This is a genomic window from Sorangium sp. So ce1153 (assembly GCF_051521595.1).
GTDB lineage: Bacteria > Myxococcota_A > Polyangia > Polyangiales > Polyangiaceae > Sorangium.
Map to the genome: position 1 here is coordinate 12,220,001 of NZ_CP150361.1, position 18,840 is coordinate 12,238,840.

The window sequence follows — 18,840 nt, forward strand, 5'->3', positions numbered from 1 at the left end:
GACGAAGAAGCTGTGGCCCGCCATCTTGATGTGAGCGCTGCCGGACTCGTCGGCGATCTCCATCCAGCAGCCCATCGACTTGCACACGGCCGAGACGACCCCCTCGGTCCGCACCGTCTTCCCGCTGAACTTGGCCGGCTCCTGCAGGAGCGCCGGCAGCGGCGTGGTCGAGGTCTCCGTGATGGGCGCGCCGAACTGCTTCTTCTCGAGCCGCCCGATCCCGGCAGCCGACGCCTGCATCGGCGCAGCCCCCTCGGCAGGAGCGACCGGCGCGGCACCCGGGACGGGAGAGCCCTGCGCCACCATGGGGGCCGACGCTTCCTCGGGTTTCCTGTCGGCGGAACAGCCGAGCTGCGCGACGACCACGAAGAACAGGGAGGCGATGTGCTTTGCTCGCATGCGAGCGAGTTTGCCCGACCGGGCGGCCCTCTGCCACCGACCCGAACGGGGCACGCCCGCCCGGCGCACGGGCGCGCGGCCCCCCCGGCGACGCAGCGGGCAGCGACGCGCCGCACAGCTCACGGCTCGGTCGCTCGAAAGCCTGCTACAAGGGCGGACATGCGAACCGCTCGCGCCCTCGTGGGACGAGGCATGGCAGCGGGCGCTGTCGCGCTCGCCTGCGCCGCGACCGCGCGCGCCGAGGAGCCGACAGGCGCCAGAACGACCCAGGACGCCGCGGGCGCCGAGGAGCCGTCGAGACCTCCGCGGCCCCCGCTGCCGCCCGCGACACCACCGCCGCGCTTGCCGTGGGAGAGGCACATCGAGATCGGGGCGGACCTGGCCTTCGTCAGCCGGCTCGGATCGCGCGACGAGGACGGCAACCTGACGCTCGCTCGCCTGAAGCCCGCGATCGGCGTCGGGGTCCACGCTCGGTGGGAGGTCTTCGACTATCTGCGCTTCTCCGCCTTCTTCGTGCACACCGAGCACGAGCTCGCGCTCTCCAGGGGCGCGCTGGCGCAGCCCGGCGCGATCACCGCAGAGCCGCGCGAGGACGGCGCGCCCTCGGTGCGCGCCCTCGCGCTCGGCGGGCGCCTCGCGCCGACGCTGCCGATCAGCGAGCGAGCCCGCGCGTGGCTGTCGGTCGGCATCGGCTACGACCGGCTCTTCGTCGGCCGCATGAGGGTCTCCGAGCCAGGGGGAGAGTTCACCATCCGCGAGCGCGGCGCCTCGTACGTCGCGCTCCCGCTCGGGCTCGGGTTCTCGTTCGACCTGATCCAGGACTGGCTCACGATCGAGCTGGAGACCTCGGGCGCGTTCCTGCTCGGCCGCGGCGGCGACGCCACCCGGGAAGGCCAGGCCATCGACGCCCAGGGGCGACGGCGCACCATCGGCCCGCTGCCGCAGGCCCAGGGCTCGTTCCTCCAGACCCTCGGCCTGTCGCTCGTGCTGTGATCGCCTCCATCAGCGCGCGCGGCAGGCGCGCGGCCCTCACCGCCGTGCTCGCAGCAGCGGCGCCAGCGTGCGGCGACGCGACCGCGACGAGGCGCTCGCCAGCACCGCCCCGATCGCTCGCCCCGGAGGAGCGGGCGGCGTCCCCGGGCAACGTCGACCGCGGAGCACCGCGCAGCGAGCAACGAGGCGACCAGGAGCTCGCGCGCGCCGGCGGGGACGCGCCCGAGGCGCAGGCGCCGGAGCGAGCGCTCCCGACCGCGTGCGCGGACGACAAGGCCTGCGGGTACGATCCCGCGAGCGAGCGCTGCGGGGCCGACCCCCGGCTGAACCGGCAGCCGCCGATCACGGACCAGGGGATCGTCTGCTACTGCGACGCCGGCGCGTGCGCGCTGCTCCGCGTGGTGCCCGTGCCGTGCGAGGGGGACCACGACTGCGCCGTGGACCAGGAGCCGCGCCCCCACCCCGTCCGCGCGACGCCGGAGCGACCCCACGAGAAGGGGCGCCCCTGTCGCGACTTCACGATGTCGACCACGTGCGAGCGGACGAACATCTGCACCCTGCGCCGCCACGCGTGCCCGGCGCGGTGAGCGGCGCGGCGAGCTCAGCTGAGCGCCAGCATGCGGTCGATCGGCACGCGCGCGCGCTCGCGCAGCTCGGGCGCCATCTCGAGGCGCGGGGAGAGATCGCGCAGCGCGAGGTAGACCTTCTCGAGCGTGTTGAGCCGCATGAAGGGGCACTCGTTGCAGGCGCAGTTGCCCTCGGGCGGCCCCTCGATGAACTCCTTGTGCGGCGACGCCTTGCGCATCTGGTGCACGATGCCGCTCTCCGTCGCGACGATGTACTTCGTGGCGTCGTCCGCGGTCGTGTACTTGAGCAGCGCGGTCGTCGACCCGATGTAGTCGGCGATCCGCAGGATCGGCTCCTCGCACTCCGGGTGCGCGATGAGCTTGGCGTCCGGGTGGCGCTCGCGCAGCGCGACGATCTTGCGCAGGCTGAAGGTCTCGTGCACGACGCAGCTGCCCTGCCACAGGCGCATCGGGCGGCCCGTCCGCTCGATGAGCCAGCGCCCGAGGTTCCTGTCGGGCGCGAAGAGGATCTCCTTTCCTTCGGGGATCGCGCGGACGATCTTCTCCGCGTTCGACGAGGTGCAGATGTAGTCGCTCTCCGCCTTCACCTCGGCGGAGCAGTTGATGTAGGAGATCGCGACCGCGTCCGGGTGGCGGGCGCGCCAGGCGCGGTAGCGGTCGCCGGGGCAGCCGTCCGCGAGCGAGCAGCCGGCCTGCATGTCGGGCACCAGGACGATGCGCTCCGGGTTCAGGATCTTCGCCGTCTCGGCCATGAAGTGCACGCCGGCGAACAGGATGACGTCCGCTGTCGTCTTCTTGGCCTGCTGGGCGAGCTGTAGCGAGTCGCCGAGAAAGTCTGCGAGATCCTGGATCTCGCCGTCCTGGTAGTAGTGCGCCAGGAGGACGGCGTTCCTCTCCCGCTTCAGGCGGCTGATCTCGTCGTGCAGATCCAGGCGCGGGTCGATGGCGGCAGGCTGGGGCGAGGCGCTCGTCATGGGTGTATAAGGTAGGCACCGCGCGCCGCGCTGACCAGGGCTCACGCTCCGGGCTGCGCGCTCCTCCCCGAAGCTTCCCCGAAGCTTCCCGAAGCTTCCCGAAGCTTCGCTCCTCCCCCGCGCTTCCCGGAGCTCGCCGCGTCCAGCGTTGACAACGGCCGCCGCAGGTCCACGATCGAGGCCCGCGGTGAGCTCGGGGAACGCGCGCTCGTCGTGGGCGGCCACGCATGTCTTTCCTGATCCCCCTCGCCTTGCTCGCCGTGGCCGTCCCGCTCATCGTGGCCCTCCTCCGGGCAAACGAGCTATTTTACGTGCGCGTCGAGGGGCGCAACGTCCGGCTGCTCCGGGGCCGGCTGCCGCAACGGCTGCTCGACGACATCGTCGACGTCCTCCGCGCGGCGCCGGTCGGCCGCGGCGCGGTGCGGGTCGTGGTCGAGGACCGGCGGCCGCGGGTCCACGTCGAAGGGGACATCTCCCCGGAGCAGGCTCAACAGCTGAGGAACACCGTCTCCCTCTGGCCGGTTCCAAAGATCCGCGCCGCCTCGAGGCGCCGCGCCGGCGCATGACCTCTCCGCGCCGACACCGCTATCCTGACGAGTCACTCCCGCATGGCTGACGATACACCCAGAGACAAACCGCCGACCTCCAAGCTGGGGCGCCTCGCGCGCCTCGCCGGCCTCGCGCCGCGCACGATCCCGTTCGCCATCGAGGGCGCGAAGCGCGCCCTCGGCGGGACGCGCACCGAGGAGGAAGAGGCGGAGGCGCGGCGGAGGATGGGCCAGGAGGTGAAGAAGACCGCCGAGGCGATGCTGAAGACGCTCGGCGAGATGAAGGGCCTGCCGCTCAAGTTCGGCCAGATGGCGAGCTACATCGACGGGCTCGCGCCGCCTGGGTACGAGGAGAAGTTCCAGGCCGCGCTGAAGAAGCTGCTCGACAAGGCGCCGCCCCTGTCGCCGGAGGCCGCGGAGCAGATGGTCCTCCAGGAGCTCGGCGCCCCGCCGCACGAGGTGTTCTCGGCGTGGGAGCGCGAGCCGTTCGCCGCGGCGAGCATCGGGCAGGTGCACCGGGCCACGACGAAGTCGAGGGAGCGGGTGGCCGTCAAGGTGCAGTACCCCGGCATGGACAGGGCCATCGAGAACGACCTGAAGAGCATCTCGATGCTGGAGGCGATGATGGCGCCCATCGCCAAGAAGCTGCACGCCCGGCAGACCGTCGACGAGCTCCGCAAGGTCTTCCTGTCCGAGCTCGACTACGCCCGCGAGGCCGAGATGGCGGACCTGTTCCGCCGCATGAACGCCGGGGACGAGGACATCTACATTCCTCGGATTCACCACAGCCTCACCACGAGGCGAGTCATCACGCTCGAGTTCGTCGACGGCATGAGCTACGCCGAGTTCTGCGAGCGCGGCAGCCAGGAGGCGAAGAACCGCGCGGGCCTCTCCATCTGGCGCTTCACCTTCCGCTCGATGCTCCGGTACGGCTGGCTCTACGCCGATCCGCACCCGGGCAACTACCGCTTCCACGAGGATGGCCGTGTCACGATCCTCGATTTCGGGTGCGTGAAGCAGCTCCCGCCCGACCTCGTCGACGGCATGAAGCGCTACATGCGCGCCGCCATGGACGCGGACTGGAAGGAGTTCGACCGGGCGTGCGTGGAGGTGCTCGGCTACGACCCGAACGACGAGAGCTGGGACCTCTACCGGAGCTACACGATGGAGCTCATGGTCCCGCTCTGCGCGCAGGGAACATGGAAGTGCTCGCCGGAGAAGGCGCGCGAGACGGTGGCGTACCTGACGCGCGGCATCCGGGGGCTCGCCCTCAAGCAGGGAGAGAAGATGCCCACCATCCCCCACGTGCCGAAGATGCCGCAGGACTTCACGTTCGTGAATCGGCTGCAGTGGGGGCTCGCGTCCGTGCTGGCGGGGCTCCGCACCGAGGCGGCGTTCCGGCCGACCATCGATCCCTGGGTGCGCGACGGCGTGTACCCGGTCCCCGATTGAGCCAGGGTCGCAGGCAGCCTCGTCGGGACCGGAAGAGTGACGGGGAAGGGTGGCGAACTCGCCTCGGCCGCGGCTCTCACCTTGACCTCGATCCCGCGCGCTGTGACATTCGATCGGGGCATGGACGACGAGAGGGCGGCCTGCGAGAGGCGCGTGGGGACCACCCTGCGGGGCAAATGGACGATCGATGGCCTGCTCGGTATCGGCGGGATGGCCGCCGTCTACGCCGCGACCCACAAGATCGGGCGGCGCGAGGCGATCAAGATCCTCCACCCCGAGGTGGCGCGCTCGAAGGACCTGCGCGCCCGGTTCGAGCGCGAGGCGCAGGCGGTCAATCGCTTCCGGCACCCCGGCGTGGTCGAGATCCGCGACATCGACATGACCGAGGACGGGGCGCCGTTCCTCGTGATGGAGCTCCTCGACGGCGAGTCGCTCGCCGACCGGCTCCAGCGGCTCGGCAACATCGAGACAGGCGAGGTGCTGCGGCTCATGGACGAGCTGCTCGACGTGCTCGGGGCGGCGCACGAGCAGGGGATCATCCACCGCGACATCAAGCTCGATAACCTCTTCGTCGAGCGGACCGGGCGGCTCAAGGTGCTCGACTTCGGCATCGCGCGCATGCGCGACGGGGTGAAGACCGCGATGCGGACCCGGACCGGCGCGACGCTCGGGACCGTTTCCTACATGGCCCCGGAGCAGGTCCGCGGCATCTCGGTCGACCACAGGGCGGACCTCTTCGCGGTCGGCGCGACGATGTTCCGCCTGTTCGCGAAGCGGCGCATCCACGAGGCGCGCACGGAGTCCGAGCTGCTCGTGAAGATGGCGACCATGGCGGCGCCGCCGCTCGCGAGCGTCGCGCCGGAGACGCCGCAGGCGCTGTGCATCCTCGTGGACAGGGCGCTCGCGTTCGATCGCGAGCGGCGCTACCCGGACGCCCGCACGATGCAGGCGGACATGCGGGCGCTCCTGCGCGGGGAGGCGCCGCCCTACGCGTCGGCGCGCCTCGCGGCGGGCGACGTGCCGTCGGCGGGCGCGCCGCAGCTCTCCCCGCTGGTCGCGGCGGCCGCCGCCTCGCTGGAGGCGGCGGGCGACCCGCCGCCGCGCGCAGCGGCCGCCTCGGGACCGCGGTGGAACGAGGCGGGCTCGCCCCCGGGCGGGTCGGAGCTCAACCCGGGTGGCGGCGGCACGACGGGGTGGGACGCCCCCACGATGGCGGCGCCCGGGCCAGCGGGCGGGATGGTGATGGATGCTGCCCAGGCGCACGGGGGCCACCCGGGCATGGCGCAGGGCGGCCCCGGAGCGCCGAACGGACCGCCGTCGGCCCTGTACAACACGGGAGCAGGCCACCCCGGGGCGCACGGGCCTGCCTCGCGGCACGGCGCCAGCGCGCCGCACAGCGCGCCTGCGTCGCTCCACAGCACCGGCGCCGCCTACGGCGCGCCTGCGTCGCTCCACAGCACCGGCGCGTCCTACGGCGCGCCCGCGTCGCTCCACAACACCGGCGCGTCCTACGGCGCGCCCGCCCCGGGACACGGCGCCAGCGTGCCGCACGGCGCGCCTGCTTCGATGCACACCACAGGCCCGTCGCTCCACAACACCGGCGCGTCCTACGGCGCGCCCGCCCCGGGACACGGCGCCAGCGTGCCGCACGGCGCGCCTGCCTCGATGCACACCACAGGCCCGTCGCTCCACAACACCGGCGCGTCCTACGGCGCGCCCGCCGCGCCGCACGGCGCCGGCGCGCCGTACGGTGAGCAGCCGGCGGCCGGCTGGGCTCCGCGCCGCGCTCAGCCGAAGCAGCCGCCGAAGCTCGTGATCGGGCTCGCGATCGGCAGCGTGGTGCTCGTGATCGCGAGCGCGGTCGCGGTGTGGATGGCGCTCCGCGGCGAGCCCCAGCAGGACGACCCGCTCCGGCGCGATCTGCTGCCCGCGCAGAGCGCGAGCGCCAGGCCGACCCAGCTCTCGCCGTCGGACAACGCCGAGCAGCCGCCGCGCGACGAGGACGAGCCCGAGACGATGCGCATGGACGAGCCGAGCCAGCCAGCGAGCCCGCCGCCCGCCAGCACGTTCATCATCGACTTGACCGAGAAGAAGCCGCGGACGAGAAAACCACGCCACGACTGAAGCCAGAATCGCCGAACATGGAGCTCCGCCCCCTCATGGCCACGAGGACATGCCTGCGCGCTCGATCGATGCTCGTCGGGTCTGCGCTCGTGCTCACGCTGTCGGGAGCGTGCTCGGAACCGGCGCCGTTCAACCCGGCGCCCGACGCCGGCGGCCGAGGTGGAAGCGGAGCCGGAGGGACCGGCGGCGGCGGCGGCAGCGGAGGCGCGCCCGTGTGCAGCGTGGACGAGGAGCAGCCTTGCTATCCCGGCCCGGAGGGCACCGAGGGGATCGGCGCGTGCGCGGCGGGCGTGCGGAGGTGCCTGCCGGACGGCCAGGGCTTCGGCGAGTGCGAGGGCGCCGTGGTCCCCAGGCCCGAGGACTGCGGCACCGCCCTGGACGACGACTGCGACGGCGCGACGAACGAGCCCGACGCGGGGTGCGTGTGCACCCCGGGGCAGATCGCGGCTTGCTACAACGGCCCCGACGGCACGAGCGGGGTCGGGCTCTGCGCGGCGGGGCTGCGGGCGTGCGACATCTCCGGGACGTCGTGGCAGCCGTGCGCCGGCGCGGTCACCCCGGCGCGGGAGACGTGCACGGACGACACCGACGAGGACTGCGACGGCTTCGCGTGCAGCGCGCCGCTGTGGGCCGCCCTCTTCGGCGACCCGAACATCCAGAGCGCGACCGGCGCGGGCGTCGACTCGAACGGCAACATCTATATCGGCGGCACCTTCTCGGGGAGCATCAACCTGGGCGGCGAGACGCTGGTGAGCATCGGCACCGCCGACGTGTACCTCGCGAGCTTCGACGCGTCCGGAGCCCACCGCTGGAGCGCGAGGTTCGGCGGCAGCGGCGCCGAGACGCTCAACGGGCTCGCGCTGACGCCGACCGATGACGTCGTGTTCGGCGGGACGTTCTACGGCTCGTTCATGTTCGGCGACGCGGCGCTGAGCAGCGTCAACGCCCTCGATAGCTTCGTGGCCACGCTGGACAAGGACGGCGCGCCCCGCTGGGCGCGCCAGCTCGGAGACGCCGCGGATCAGACGCTGCGCTCGATCGCGGTGGACCCGGCCGGAAACATCGTGATCGCCGGCTACTTCAGCGGCTCGCTGCTCTGCTCGGCGCCGCCGGCCCCTGTCTGCGCCACCAGCGCGGGCGGCACCGACATCTTCGTGCGCAAATACGCTCCGTCCGGCGCCGTGGTGTGGACGAGGATCTACGGAGACACATCGAACCAGTTCGCCACCGGCGTCGCCGTCGACGCCGAGGGCAGCGTGTTCCTCACGGGCAGGTACTACGGCACCCTGACCGTCGGGTCCCGGCAGGTGAGGAACAACGGGCTCGGGACGAACCTGTTCGTCCTGAAGCTCGACAGCAGCGGCAACGGCGTCTGGCTCTCGGACTACGGGGACACGTCGTCGCAGGCAGGGACCGGGATCGACGCCGCCCCGTCCGGCGCCGTGGTCGTCACGGGGACGTACACGGGCGCGATCGACTTCGGCCCGGCGGGCGTGCTCCCCGCCAACGACGTGCAGACGGCGTTCGTGCTGTCGCTCGCCCCCGACGGCACGCCCGTGTGGGCGAAGTGGCTCGTCGGCGATGGCCCGCAGGAGAGCGCGGCGGTCGTCACGGACGCGGACGACAACATCGTGGTGACCGGATCGGTCCAGGGCGTGGTCGACCTCGGCGGCGGGCCGCTGCCGAGCGGCGGCGGCTTCGACGCCTTCGTCGCGAAGCTCGACCCGGAGGGCGGCTTCCTCTGGGGGAAGGTGCTCGGCGCCGCCGGCAACCAGAAGTCGAACGCCGCGGCGATCTCGCCCGGGAGCGGGACCATCCTGCTCTGCGGCGCGGCCGAGGGGACGATCGATTTCGGCCTCGGCGTGCGCCAGGCGAACGGCACCGACGCGTTCGCCGCGCTCGTGTCGCCGTAGGCGCCGCGCGCTGCGCGGCGCCAGATCGCGCGCGGCGAGGCGGCGCCAGGAAACTCCGCGCGCCGGCGCTAGGACGCGCCGCGGGCGCCGGTGAGCGTGAGGTCGACGCGGCCCAGCTCCTCGTTGGTCGACGCGATCGCCGCGCGGATCGGCTCGCCGACGCCGTAGCGGCGATCCGCGCCGATCAGCGCCTGCGCGGCGACGTCGAGCCGGTAAGGGCCGCCCGGCAGCGCCTCCAGCGCGATCGTGCCCGTCGCGCCGGACTCGGCCATCTGGACGACGAGGCCGAACGGCTTGATGGCCACGATGTTGCCCTCGATCTCCTCGCCGATGCGGGAGGCGAACAGGCGCGCCACGAGCATGCGGTGCCGCTCCGTCTCGGCCTTGCCAGCGCTGCGCGCGCGCGCGTTCAGGTGGTGGGAGAGCGACGCGAGCGCCTCGACCTCCACGAGCTGATCGCGGTGGCCCTGGAGGTAGCGCTTGACGACGCGGTGCACGGCGAGGTCGGCGTAGCGGCGGATCGGCGAGGTGAAGTGCAGGTACAGCGGCGCGCCCAGGCCGAAGTGCAGTCCGGGCTCGGCCGTGTAGCGGGCCGGGCCGAGCGCCTTGCCGAGCACGGTGCGGATCGCCGGCGCGAGCCCGGAGCCCCGGAACTGCGCCTCGAACGCCGCGAGGCCGCGGGGGCTCAGGCGCGGGCCGAAGCCGGCCTCGATGCCGAAGTTGTGCGCGAACTGCTCGAGCGTCCGGACGCGCTCCTCGGTGGGCTCGTCGTGGACGCGAAAGACGGAGGGGAGCCCGCGCGCCACGAGCCAGGTGGCCACGGCCTCGTTCGCCGCCACCATCAGCCGCTCGATGAGGCGGTGCGCGCCCGTGTCGGAGCGCGGCGAGACGCCCGTCGGCTCGCGCGTCTCGGCGTCCAGCGTCACGTAGGCCTCGTCGCGGTCGAGCTCGACGCCGCCGCGCGCGGCGCGGACCGTCGACAGCCGTGCGGCCGCGGTGCGGAGCCAGCGCACGACCGGCTCGACGGCCTCGGGGACGCCCGCCGAGCGGCCCGTGGTCAGGAACTCCTCGACGGCGTCGTACGAGAGGCGAGCGTGCGAGCGGATCACGCTCTCGTGGAGGTCGATCGAGGTGACGCAGCCCTCGGGATCGACGCGCAGCTCGACCGTGACCGCGAGCCGATCGACCGCGGGGAGCAGGCTCGCCGCCTCGCTGGAGATCGCCTCGGGGACCATCGGGATGACGCGGCCCGCGAGGTAGACGCTCGTGCCCCGGGCGCGGGCCTCGAGATCGAGCGGCGAGCCCTCGGGGACGAGCGCGTCGACGTCGGCGATCGAGACGAAGACGCGGAGCGCGCCGTCCGGGCCGGCCGGCAGCACGGCGACCGCGTCGTCGATGTCCGTGGTGACCGGCGCGTCGATCGTGACCGTGGTGAGCTCGCGCAGGTCGCGGCGGCCGCGCGCGAGCTCGCGCTCGATCGACACCGCCGCCGCCGCCGCGCGGGACGCCTCGAGGACCTCGCCCGGGAACACGGCGCGCACGCCGTTGCGGGCGAGGCAGCGCTCGATGCCGAGGTCGGCGCCCGGGGCGACGACGCGCGCCGGGACGACCGCCGCGCCGTCGATCGCCGCCACGACGGCCGTGCCCTCGGCGAGGTCGTCGGCGCTGCCCGGCTTGAACGGCCAGTCCGTGTTGGAGACGAGGCGATCGACCCGGAGGTGCGGCCGCTTCGCGTGCGAGACGACCGTCCCGAAGAGCTCGGTGCGGTCGCGGTGGACGAGCAGGAGCTGCGACGCGCTGTAGCGGCCCGGCTCCGCCTCCACGACCGCGGCGTCCACGACGTCGCCGTCGAGGAACGGGTTGAGGTCGGGCGGCGTCACGAAGGCGGTCACCGGGCCCAGGGCAGCGCCGCCCGATTTACCCGACGCGCCCGACGCGCCCGGCGCGCCCCCCTTCTCCGGCGAGGCCTCGATGTTCAGGAACCCGAAGCCGCGCGGATTGACCGAGATGCGTCCACGAACCAGTGCGTGCATGGGCGCCGAAGGTACGCCAGGCCCTGGCATTTTCTAGCGCCAGCCGTCAGCGGGGTCTGCCATGGCGCCGGCAGTTACCGCAACACGGTAAAACGTCGCGAATGTCTCGCCATCGCAGCACTGCGCACGCACACTGTCATGACGCTTCAGGGCTCGTCGCGCGGCGCTGCGCTGAGGCGGGGTGCGCGAGACACCGACACACGACAGGCGCTCTGAGTCCCACCCTCGACGTGTGTCGCGCGGCAGCAAAGGTGCGCCCACCCACGGATCCGCCGCTCCAGATCGGCTTATACTCGCCGCATCGTGGAAGAATCAGGGGACATCATCGAGCTAGCGCGTGTGATGCCTCGAGACCGCTTCGTCCGCAGGGTGACGAACCTGCTCCTCGTGGTGTCGGAGGCCGGCCCGGACAGCCAGCAGATCGCCTTCCGGACCGTCGCCGCCTCGCCGGCGGCGCACCGGAAGCCGCCGCCTTCGCCCGGGCCGGCGAGCGAGGTGTTCGAGATCGTCAAGGCGAAGGGCAATCCCTATCCCGATCAGATCTCGGTGGGCCGCACGCGCAATTGCGACGTGGTGCTGCGCAATCCCTCGGTGTCGAAGCTGCACGCGCACTTCCGGGTGGACGCGCAACAGCAGCTCGTTCTCGTCGACAACGGCTCGCAGAACGGCACCCGCGTGAACGGCAAGGTGCTCTCCGAGAACGAGCCGCAGCCGGTCGCGGTGGGCGACGTCATCCAGTTCGGCCGGCTCACGACGTCGCTGCTCGACGCGGGGCGCCTCTTCGACATGGTGCGCGAGCAGGCGCGCGTCGCGAGGGACCAGGCGAGCCGCTGAGCGCCGCGCGCGGCGGCGCTCAGAAGCGGTATCCCACGGAGAGGCTCGGGAAGAACATCGTGAACGTGCCCTGGGCCAGCTCCTCGAAGATGACCTTCTTGCCCGGCGCGCAGTCGACCGTGGGGTTCTGCTCGTCGCACTGGCGGCCGACCACGTTGGTGTTGCCCGTCTCGAGCGGGGGGCCGTCGACGAGGAAGAAGCCGACGCCGAGGCCCGCGCTGGCGCTGAGCCGACCGAGCTTCAGCCGCAGCCGGAGCTCCGGCATCGCGAACGGGGCGGCGTAGCGGACCGGGTTGCCCCCGTTGTACACGGCCACGCCGACCGTCTTCTGCGCGTCGGACGCCGTGCCGGTCACCTCGTCGCTCGCCTCGGCCAGCACCATGCCGAGCCCGAGCGCGCCGCCGACGTCGAGCCATGAAGAGAGCTCGTGGTGGTAGCTGCCGCCGACGATCACGGTCACGCCCGCCATCTGGAGATCGTCGTGGAAGGCGTACCTGATGGGGAGCTTGCCCCCGCCCCCGCGCGGATCGGCGAACGTCGCGTCCAGGGAGCGATCGAACTCCGTGCGGAGGAGCATGTACCCGGCCGTGAGCTCGATGGCGGTGCCGATCGGGAACTGGTAGCTGCCGCGCAGCCCCGCGAGGACGCCGGCCGGGCGCGAGGCGCCGGAGCAGTGGAAGCGATCGCAGCTCAGCTCGGCGTCGCTCTCGAGCGATGAGGCGAAGGCGTAGCCGCCGACCGCCTCGAGCCGGAAGACCCCGACCTTCCGCCCCCAGCGCGGGTGGCTCTCGTCGATGGCGAGCGGCAGGACGAACTCGCCGGTCGTCGTCCTGTCGATGGTCGTGCGGAGCGTGCGCGCGAAATAGCCGGGCTCGTGCGCCTCGAACGTGTGGCGCCCGAGCGGCAGCGCCCCCCGCCACTGGCCCTTGCCGACCGGGACGCTGTTGATGGTCAGCTCCGCGCTCAGGGGCTGGGCGACGACGCGGACCTCCTCCCCGAGCGGGCCCGCCTCGACCGTGGCCACGGCGAGCTGCCCCGCGATGACGTTCGCCTCGCGCGGGGCGGAGCCGAAGCTGCCCTTGCGCACCGAATAGAAGTGCGGGCCAGGCGCGAGCGCTCCCTCCCACGGCAGCTGCCCGATCAGCGTGCCGTCCAGGAAGAGATCGGCGCCGACGAGCCGCTCGTCCTCGACCTTCAGGCGGCCCGTGCTGGCGAGCGGCTCGAGCTTCGCGTCGATCGTCGTCGTCTCGGCGACCCTCACCGTCAGGATCGCCTCGAACGTGCGCCAGCCGTCCTTGACCACGCGGAGCGTGTGGCCGCCGGGGAGCAGCCGGATCGGACCGGCCAGGGGGAGCCGGCCGCGCGGCCTGCCGTCGATGAGCACCAGGCCGTCGACGTTCGACGAGACGAGCACGCCGCCGATCCGCGCGCGCAGCCCGGCGACCGTGGAGGCGACGCCCTTGCGCTCCGGCTCGCCGAGCTCGGCGCGCAGCTCCGTGAGCAGCGTCTCGTAGAGCTCGAGCGCCTCGTCGTAACGCCCGAGCTGATCGAGGCAGAACGCGGCGTTCAGGGTGTTGGGCACCGACGCGACGATCTGGCGCGACCTCAGGTAGAGCTCGAGCGCGCGCTGGCAGTCGCCGGTCTTGCGCAGCTCGTTCCCCGCCTGAAAGAGCTCCTTCGCCCGGGCGAGCGCCTCGTCAGGAGACGCGGGCGGCGACGGCGCGACGGCGGCTGGTGGCACGGCAGCGGCCGGAGGCGCTCCCGGAGCGGGCGGCGCCGTCGGCTCGGGCTGCGCGCGCGCCGGGGACGGAGGCGCGGCGAGCGCCGCGGCGAGCGCGCACGCCGCGAGGGAGCGCCGCGCGCGCGGCGTCCGGATCACCACCGGTCGACCGGCACCACCGCGGTCGGGGCCGGCGGCGCCGCGGGCGACGCGGTGGGGGACGCGGGAGCGCCGGCCGCCGGGGAGGAGCCGCGTGGAGGGCGGCGCGCCTTCTCGCGGCGCGGCGCCGGCTCGGCGGCCGAGACCGACGCGGAGGCCGGCGCGGGCGGCTGGAGCTCGATGCGATCGGGGCGGACCTTGCCGTCGCTCAGCATGAAGACCGTCTGCTTCGTCGTCGCGCCGTCGCGGCTCACCTCGAGCTCGAACATGTCACCGGCCCTGCCCGTGAGATCGAGCCGGCCCTCGCTCACCGGGCGCGCCGCGCCGTTCACCCGCACCGTCGCCTCCCTCGGGAGCGTCACCACCGCGGTGAAGGACGCCGGCGTCGGCGCGGGCGCGGGCGCGGCGGGCGGCGCGAGCTCGCTCGCGCTGACGGGCGCGGCGCGCCCGGCGTCGCGCGTCGTGGCGCGCAGGGCGAGGCCGCCGCCGACCGCGGCGAGGGCGACCGCCGTGACCGCCGCCCCGACGAAGCGGCGCCGCGCGGCGCCGGCGGCCGCGTGCGCCGCCGTGAAGGAGCTGCCGCCGATCGAGCGCTCCTCCCCCTCGACGGAGCGGGAGAGCCTGGCCTCGCGGCGCAGCTCGGAGATCGGGGTGGCGCGGGCCCGCCGCTCCGGGTCGATGCCGCGCAGCTGATCGAGCGTGACGATGTCCGCGCCGTCCGCGTGCGGCTCGAGCGCGGTGATCATCTCCTCCATGGTCTGCCAGCGCTCGGCCGGATCCCGGCAGAGGCCGCGGTGCACGACGGCGGCGAGGGCCGGGTCGAGCCACGGCGCGGCCTCGCCGAGCGGCGGCACGCGCTCGGTGCAGATGGAGAGCAGCAGCTCGGCGAGCGAGGCGTTCGGATCCCAGGGGCAGCTGCCGCAGAGCGCCTGGTAGAGCGAGATGGAGAGGCTCCAGATGTCGGAGCGGCGATCGACGTCCCTCGCCATCTTCGCCTGCTCGGGCGACATGTAGATCGGCGACCCGAGCACCCCGCCGGCGCGCGTGAGCTCGTGCGAGACGCCGTCGCCGGTGCGCTTCGCGATGCCGAAATCGCAGACCTTGACGACGATCCTGCGGTCGCTCGAGGACGGCGGGCGGATCGAGCCGGACGGGCGGCGGACGGACGGCGGCGGACGGATCGAGCCCGACCGGCGATGGCCGGACGGCGGCGGGCGGACCGAGCCGGAGGTGCGCTTCGTGGACGGCGGCGGCGCCACCGAGCTCGACGCGCGGTGCGCCGCGGCCTCGAAGGGCGCGTGCAGGAAGAGGTTCGCCGGCTTGATGTCGCGGTGCACGATGCCCTCGGCGTGCGCCGCCGCGAGCCCGCGCGCCGCCTGGATGAAGACGCGCACGACCGGCGCCGGCTCCAGCGGGCCGCGCATCCTGAGGAGCTTGGCGAGGTCGACGCCGTGGAGCAGCTCCATGATGATGAACGGCGTCGCGAGCGTGAGATCCGTCCCGAGCTCGAACGTCTTCACGACGTGCGGGCTCTGGATCGCGGTCACCGCGCGCGCCTCGCGGATGAAGCGGCGCACGGCGTGGTCGTCCTGGCCGACCGCACTCTGGAAGATGACCTTGGCCGCGACCCGCCGCCCCTCGGGCGACTCCGCCTCGTAGACGGCGCCCATCCCGCCGCGCCCGATCAGGCGGCGCACGGCGTACCGGCCGCCGAGCTCGCGGCCGACGAGCGGGTCGGTCTCGGCGTCGGCGCGCTCGGCGATCGCCTCGCGCAGCTCGGGATCGAGCGGGCTCAGCAGGTCGATGGTGAGCCGCTCGTCGCCGCCGGAGGCAGCGCGCAGCGCCTCGGCGAACGCCTCGATCGACGGGTAGCGCCGGTCGACGTCGCTGTGCAGCGCCAGCGAGAGCGCGGCCGCGAGGCGCGCCTCGATCCACGGGGCGCGGTCCTGGATCGACGGGAGCTGCGCGAGCGACGACAGCGGCCCGTCCGCGGCCGTGTCGCCGGGGCCGAGCTCGGCGGTGTCGGGCGTGACGTCGAGCTCGGCCCACGGCGAGACGCCGCAGAGCATCTCGTAGAGCGTGGCCGCCAGGCCGAACACGTCGCCGCGGACGTCCGCCGCGCGATCCCGCGGCCCCGACTCCTCCCGGTGGTGACCGGAGCTCCTCGCCTTGCCCGGGCTGGAGGCGGCCATGTCGTGGCTGTTCGAGAGCCCGAAGCCGAAGACGCGGACCAGGACCTCCCCGCTCGGGAGGTGCTCGAGGAAGATGCGCTGCGGGCGAACGTCGCGGTAGACGAGGCCGGCCGCGTGGACCGCCGAGAGCCCGGCGGCGGCCTGGAGCGCGATCCGCACGGCGATGTCGGGCGAGAGCGGGCCGGTCTCGGCGAGCAGGGCGGCGACGTCGGTGCCGTCGAGCAACGGCATCACGAGGTAGGCGAGGTCCCGCTCGAGGTCGTGACCGGCATCGACGATCGGGACGACGTGGGCGTTGTCGAGCTTCGACGTGACGCTCGCCTCGCGGCTGAGCCGCGACAGCGTGTCCTCGGTGACCACCTCGGGCCGCAGCACCTTGAGCGCGACGCGGCGGCCAGAGGGGCCCCGGGCCTCGAACACGACACCGAAGCCCTGCGCGGAGAGCACGCGGATGATCCGATATCCGCCCGTGAGCGCGCCCCCCACGAGCGCCGTCGGATCCGACAGAGGTGCTGTCCGCCCCATCACCTCAAGCATACGACGGCCCCTCGCGCCCCACAAAGCATGAGTCTCGGGCGACCTCGGAGGCGCGCTGCGCCCGAGCGCCGCACCCACGCGGAGCGCCGGCCACACACCTACAACGGCGCCACGCCGGCGTGTCGCCGCGGCGCGGCGCGACGACGCGGCCGGTCGATCTCCGTGGGAGGCACGTGGGAGGCTCGTCGGAGGCTCGTCGGAGCCGCCGCGGCAGCGAGGGAGCGCGCCGTCGCGCCGCGCCGCCGGGGGTCGCGGCGCCGCGAGCGCGCGGCGACAGCGGCCGACTCGCCTGCTCGATGTAGGCACGACAACCGCAGATAGCGCTGTGTCCGGACCCCCGGACACGCAGTAAGTCTGTTGAATCATGGAAGAATCGACTTGCCGACTGGCAACTCACGACGTTAGATTCCAACCATCCAATTCGCCGCCGCTCGGTCAGCATCTGGGCAGGACTGGTTGATCTCACGGACGCACAGCGATGTGCGCGTCCCCCGCCGGGGGACCTGGAGGCGCCATGACCCTGCGATGCATCGGGCGGACGCTCGTCGCCCTGGCGACATGCCTCGTGATCACGCTCGTCCTCGCGCGCCCGGCGCGCGCCAGGGCCTCTCTCATCGATGACCGGCTCGCGGCGACGCTCGCCCGACACGGCTTCACCGGAGAGATCGAGTCGACCCTGGAGTCGCGCCTCGGGCGGAAGGTCGACAAGAAGCTGGCGAAGCTCGGGCGTGACCTGTTCTTCGACAGCATCCTCGGCCTGAACGACGACAACTCGTGCGCAGGCTGCCACTCGCCGACCACGGGCTTCGCCGACACGCAGTCGATCGCCATCGGCATCGACAACAACGGCGTCGTCGGGCCAAGCCGAGAGGGCCCGCGCAACCAGCGCCGGGCGCCCACGGTCATCAACTCGGCCTTCTACCCCACGCTGATGTGGAACTCGCGGTTCTTCGCCGTCTCCGGCGACCCGTTCGACAACAGCCAGGGCTTCTCGTTCACCTCCCCGGAGGGGATGTCGCTCTCGTACCTGCCGCACCTGCTCGACGCGCAGGCGTTCATCCCGCCGACCGAGATCACGGAGATGACCGGCTACAAGGCGCCTCCGTCGCACGACGTGGTGCGCGCGGACGTCGTGGAGCGCGTGAACGAGGAGGACGCGTACCGCCGCCGGTTCGGCCGGCGCTTCGACGCGGTGAAGCGGGGCGGCGCGATCAGCTACGACATGATCGCGGCCGCCATCGCCGAGTTCGAGATCTCGCTCACGTTCGCCGACGCGCCCATCGACAGGTTCGCCCGCGGCCGCCGCAAGGCGATGACGCTGGAGCAGAAGCGCGGCGCGCTGCTCTTCTTCGGCGAGGCGGGGTGTGTCACCTGCCACGCCGTGTCAGGGCGCTCGAACGAGATGTTCAGCGACTTCCAGCAGCACGCCATCGGCGTGCCGCAGATCGCGCCGACCGACGATCCGGCGCTCTCCAACGTCGTCTTCGACGGCCCGAACGCCGATGAGGACTTCGGGCTGGAGCAGGTCACGGGCGACCGGGCGGACCGCTACAAGTTCAGGACCCCGCCGCTGCGCAACGTCGCCCTCCAGCCCACGTTCTTCCATAACGGCGCGTTCACGTCGCTGGAGGGCGCCATCCGCCACCACCTCGACGTCTACAGCTCGGCCACGGAGTACACGAACGCTCACCTGGACCCGGACCTGCGGGGCGAGATGGGCCCGCTCGCCCCCGTGCTCGCCGCCGTCGATCCGCTGCTGCAGCAGCCCATCGAGCTCACGGAGGAAGAGATCGGCTGGCTCTGCGCCTTCGTGGGGGAGGCGCTGCTCGACCCGCGCGCGACCCCGAAGCGGCTCGAGGCGCTCATCCCGGACGAGCTCCCGAGCGGGCGCGCGGTCCACGATTTCGAGTAGCCACGGCGTGGGTAGCCGGTGCTCACCGGGCCGCGCGGCCCGCGCGCCCTCCCCTCAGCTGCGGTCGAGGCAGCTCGTCAGCGACTCCCGCTGGATGCTGCACTCTTCGTCGTACTTCTCGGGATCGCAGTTGTCCTCGGCGTGATTGCGGCACTCGAGGTACGACTCCCAGGCGTCGGAACAGCCAGCCTCCTCGGCCGTCTCCGTGTCGGCGCTGCAGGTGTCGAGGCAGCTCTCCTCGGTCTGGGGCTCGCCCGGGCACTCCACCGCTCGCTCGCAGAGCTCAGGGCACCCCTCCTCGCCGTGACCGCTGCTACAGCTCACGGCGACGACGGCGAGCGCGGTGAGCGCCATTCTTGCAATGACCTTCATCAGGCCATCGTATCATGAGAGCGGCGCCGAGCGCGCGGGACCGGCGCGGCGGGGACCCGGCGCGCCGCGGCGCCCCTCCGCGAAAAAGCCG

Annotated in this window: 14 protein-coding genes (1 of these 14 running past the window's edge); 8 read left to right on the forward strand and 6 right to left on the reverse strand. The window is 73.0% G+C overall.

Going from position 1 to position 18,840, the window contains the following annotated elements; translation table 11 throughout:
- Nucleotides 1-399: the 5' portion of a DUF4920 domain-containing protein gene (locus WME85_RS44475; protein WP_437830298.1), read on the reverse strand. The gene continues 174 nt to the left of window position 1, outside the view; the window shows 399 of its 573 coding nt (coding positions 1-399); it begins with the start codon at nucleotides 397-399; its stop codon lies off the left edge, out of view.
- A gap of 159 nt (nucleotides 400-558) precedes the next feature.
- Here WME85_RS44475 and WME85_RS44480 point away from each other — a divergent pair, with 159 nt between their 5' ends.
- Complete coding sequence (locus WME85_RS44480; protein WP_437830300.1) at nucleotides 559-1,392, forward strand: hypothetical protein; 834 nt, start codon at nucleotides 559-561, stop codon at nucleotides 1,390-1,392.
- A complete protein-coding gene (locus WME85_RS44485; protein ID WP_437830301.1) occupies nucleotides 1,389-1,979 on the forward strand; it encodes a hypothetical protein in 591 nt (196 codons plus the stop codon). Before WME85_RS44480 ends, WME85_RS44485 begins: the two co-directional genes overlap by 4 nt.
- 14 nt (nucleotides 1,980-1,993) lie before the next feature.
- On the opposite strand, the gene nadA is transcribed toward WME85_RS44485, so the two are convergent.
- The gene (gene nadA, locus WME85_RS44490) at nucleotides 1,994-2,953 is read right to left on the reverse strand and encodes a quinolinate synthase NadA (RefSeq protein ID WP_437830302.1); all 960 of its coding nucleotides are present in this window, start codon (nucleotides 2,951-2,953) and stop codon (nucleotides 1,994-1,996) included.
- Between the two features lie 227 nt (nucleotides 2,954-3,180).
- Here nadA and WME85_RS44495 point away from each other — a divergent pair, with 227 nt between their 5' ends.
- From WME85_RS44495 to WME85_RS44510, 4 genes are all read left to right on the forward strand, one after another.
- Complete coding sequence (locus tag WME85_RS44495; RefSeq protein WP_437830304.1) at nucleotides 3,181-3,519, forward strand: DUF3634 family protein; 339 nt, start codon at nucleotides 3,181-3,183, stop codon at nucleotides 3,517-3,519.
- A 42-nt stretch (nucleotides 3,520-3,561) separates the two neighbouring features.
- Complete coding sequence (locus WME85_RS44500) at nucleotides 3,562-4,953, forward strand: ABC1 kinase family protein (RefSeq protein ID WP_437305139.1); 1,392 nt, start codon at nucleotides 3,562-3,564, stop codon at nucleotides 4,951-4,953.
- Nucleotides 4,954-5,073: 120 nt separating this feature from the next.
- Nucleotides 5,074-7,077, forward strand: a complete 2,004-nt coding sequence (locus WME85_RS44505; protein ID WP_437830305.1) for a protein kinase domain-containing protein — start codon at nucleotides 5,074-5,076, stop codon at nucleotides 7,075-7,077.
- A gap of 17 nt (nucleotides 7,078-7,094) precedes the next feature.
- On the forward strand, nucleotides 7,095-8,990 hold the full coding sequence (locus tag WME85_RS44510; RefSeq protein WP_437830306.1) for a hypothetical protein: 1,896 nt from the start codon (nucleotides 7,095-7,097) through the stop codon (nucleotides 8,988-8,990).
- A gap of 68 nt (nucleotides 8,991-9,058) precedes the next feature.
- Here the strand turns inward: WME85_RS44510 and WME85_RS44515 are convergent, their stop codons facing one another.
- On the reverse strand, nucleotides 9,059-11,023 hold the full coding sequence (locus WME85_RS44515) for a ribonuclease R family protein (RefSeq protein ID WP_437830308.1): 1,965 nt from the start codon (nucleotides 11,021-11,023) through the stop codon (nucleotides 9,059-9,061).
- 342 nt (nucleotides 11,024-11,365) lie between these two features.
- Between WME85_RS44515 and WME85_RS44520 the strand changes: the two genes are divergently transcribed.
- Nucleotides 11,366-11,857: an FHA domain-containing protein gene (locus WME85_RS44520; RefSeq protein WP_437842539.1), complete on the forward strand. Its 492-nt coding sequence runs from the start codon at nucleotides 11,366-11,368 to the stop codon at nucleotides 11,855-11,857.
- 19 nt (nucleotides 11,858-11,876) lie between these two features.
- On the opposite strand, the gene WME85_RS44525 is transcribed toward WME85_RS44520, so the two are convergent.
- A complete protein-coding gene (locus WME85_RS44525) occupies nucleotides 11,877-13,739 on the reverse strand; it encodes a PEGA domain-containing protein (protein ID WP_437830309.1) in 1,863 nt (620 codons plus the stop codon).
- Nucleotides 13,733-16,465, reverse strand: coding sequence for a serine/threonine-protein kinase (locus tag WME85_RS44530; protein WP_437830310.1), 2,733 nt, complete (start codon nucleotides 16,463-16,465; stop codon nucleotides 13,733-13,735). The genes WME85_RS44525 and WME85_RS44530 overlap by 7 nt, the downstream gene beginning before the upstream one ends.
- A 514-nt stretch (nucleotides 16,466-16,979) precedes the next feature.
- Between WME85_RS44530 and WME85_RS44535 the strand changes: the two genes are divergently transcribed.
- Nucleotides 16,980-18,377, forward strand: a complete 1,398-nt coding sequence (locus tag WME85_RS44535; protein ID WP_437830311.1) for a cytochrome-c peroxidase — start codon at nucleotides 16,980-16,982, stop codon at nucleotides 18,375-18,377.
- Nucleotides 18,378-18,431: 54 nt separating this feature from the next.
- Here the strand turns inward: WME85_RS44535 and WME85_RS44540 are convergent, their stop codons facing one another.
- Nucleotides 18,432-18,749 carry a hypothetical protein gene (locus WME85_RS44540; RefSeq protein WP_437830312.1) on the reverse strand — a complete coding sequence of 106 codons (318 nt, stop codon included), beginning with the start codon at nucleotides 18,747-18,749 and terminating at the stop codon, nucleotides 18,432-18,434.
- Nucleotides 18,750-18,840 lie beyond the last annotated feature (91 nt).

Excerpts from the sequence above, each read along its gene's own strand:
- WME85_RS44480 (WP_437830300.1), top strand. The coding sequence starts at position 559 with ATGCGAACCGCTCGCGCCCTCGTGGGACGAGGCATGGCAGCGGGCGCT.
- nadA (WP_437830302.1), bottom strand. The coding sequence starts at position 2,953 with ATGACGAGCGCCTCGCCCCAGCCTGCCGCCATCGACCCGCGCCTGGAT.
- WME85_RS44495 (WP_437830304.1), top strand. The coding sequence starts at position 3,181 with ATGTCTTTCCTGATCCCCCTCGCCTTGCTCGCCGTGGCCGTCCCGCTC.
- WME85_RS44500 (WP_437305139.1), top strand. The coding sequence starts at position 3,562 with ATGGCTGACGATACACCCAGAGACAAACCGCCGACCTCCAAGCTGGGG.
- WME85_RS44505 (WP_437830305.1), top strand. The coding sequence starts at position 5,074 with ATGGACGACGAGAGGGCGGCCTGCGAGAGGCGCGTGGGGACCACCCTG.
- WME85_RS44510 (WP_437830306.1), top strand. The coding sequence starts at position 7,095 with ATGGAGCTCCGCCCCCTCATGGCCACGAGGACATGCCTGCGCGCTCGA.
- WME85_RS44515 (WP_437830308.1), bottom strand. The coding sequence starts at position 11,023 with ATGCACGCACTGGTTCGTGGACGCATCTCGGTCAATCCGCGCGGCTTC.
- WME85_RS44520 (WP_437842539.1), top strand. The coding sequence starts at position 11,366 with ATGCCTCGAGACCGCTTCGTCCGCAGGGTGACGAACCTGCTCCTCGTG.
- WME85_RS44530 (WP_437830310.1), bottom strand. The coding sequence starts at position 16,465 with ATGCTTGAGGTGATGGGGCGGACAGCACCTCTGTCGGATCCGACGGCG.
- WME85_RS44535 (WP_437830311.1), top strand. The coding sequence starts at position 16,980 with ATGACCCTGCGATGCATCGGGCGGACGCTCGTCGCCCTGGCGACATGC.
- WME85_RS44540 (WP_437830312.1), bottom strand. The coding sequence starts at position 18,749 with ATGAAGGTCATTGCAAGAATGGCGCTCACCGCGCTCGCCGTCGTCGCC.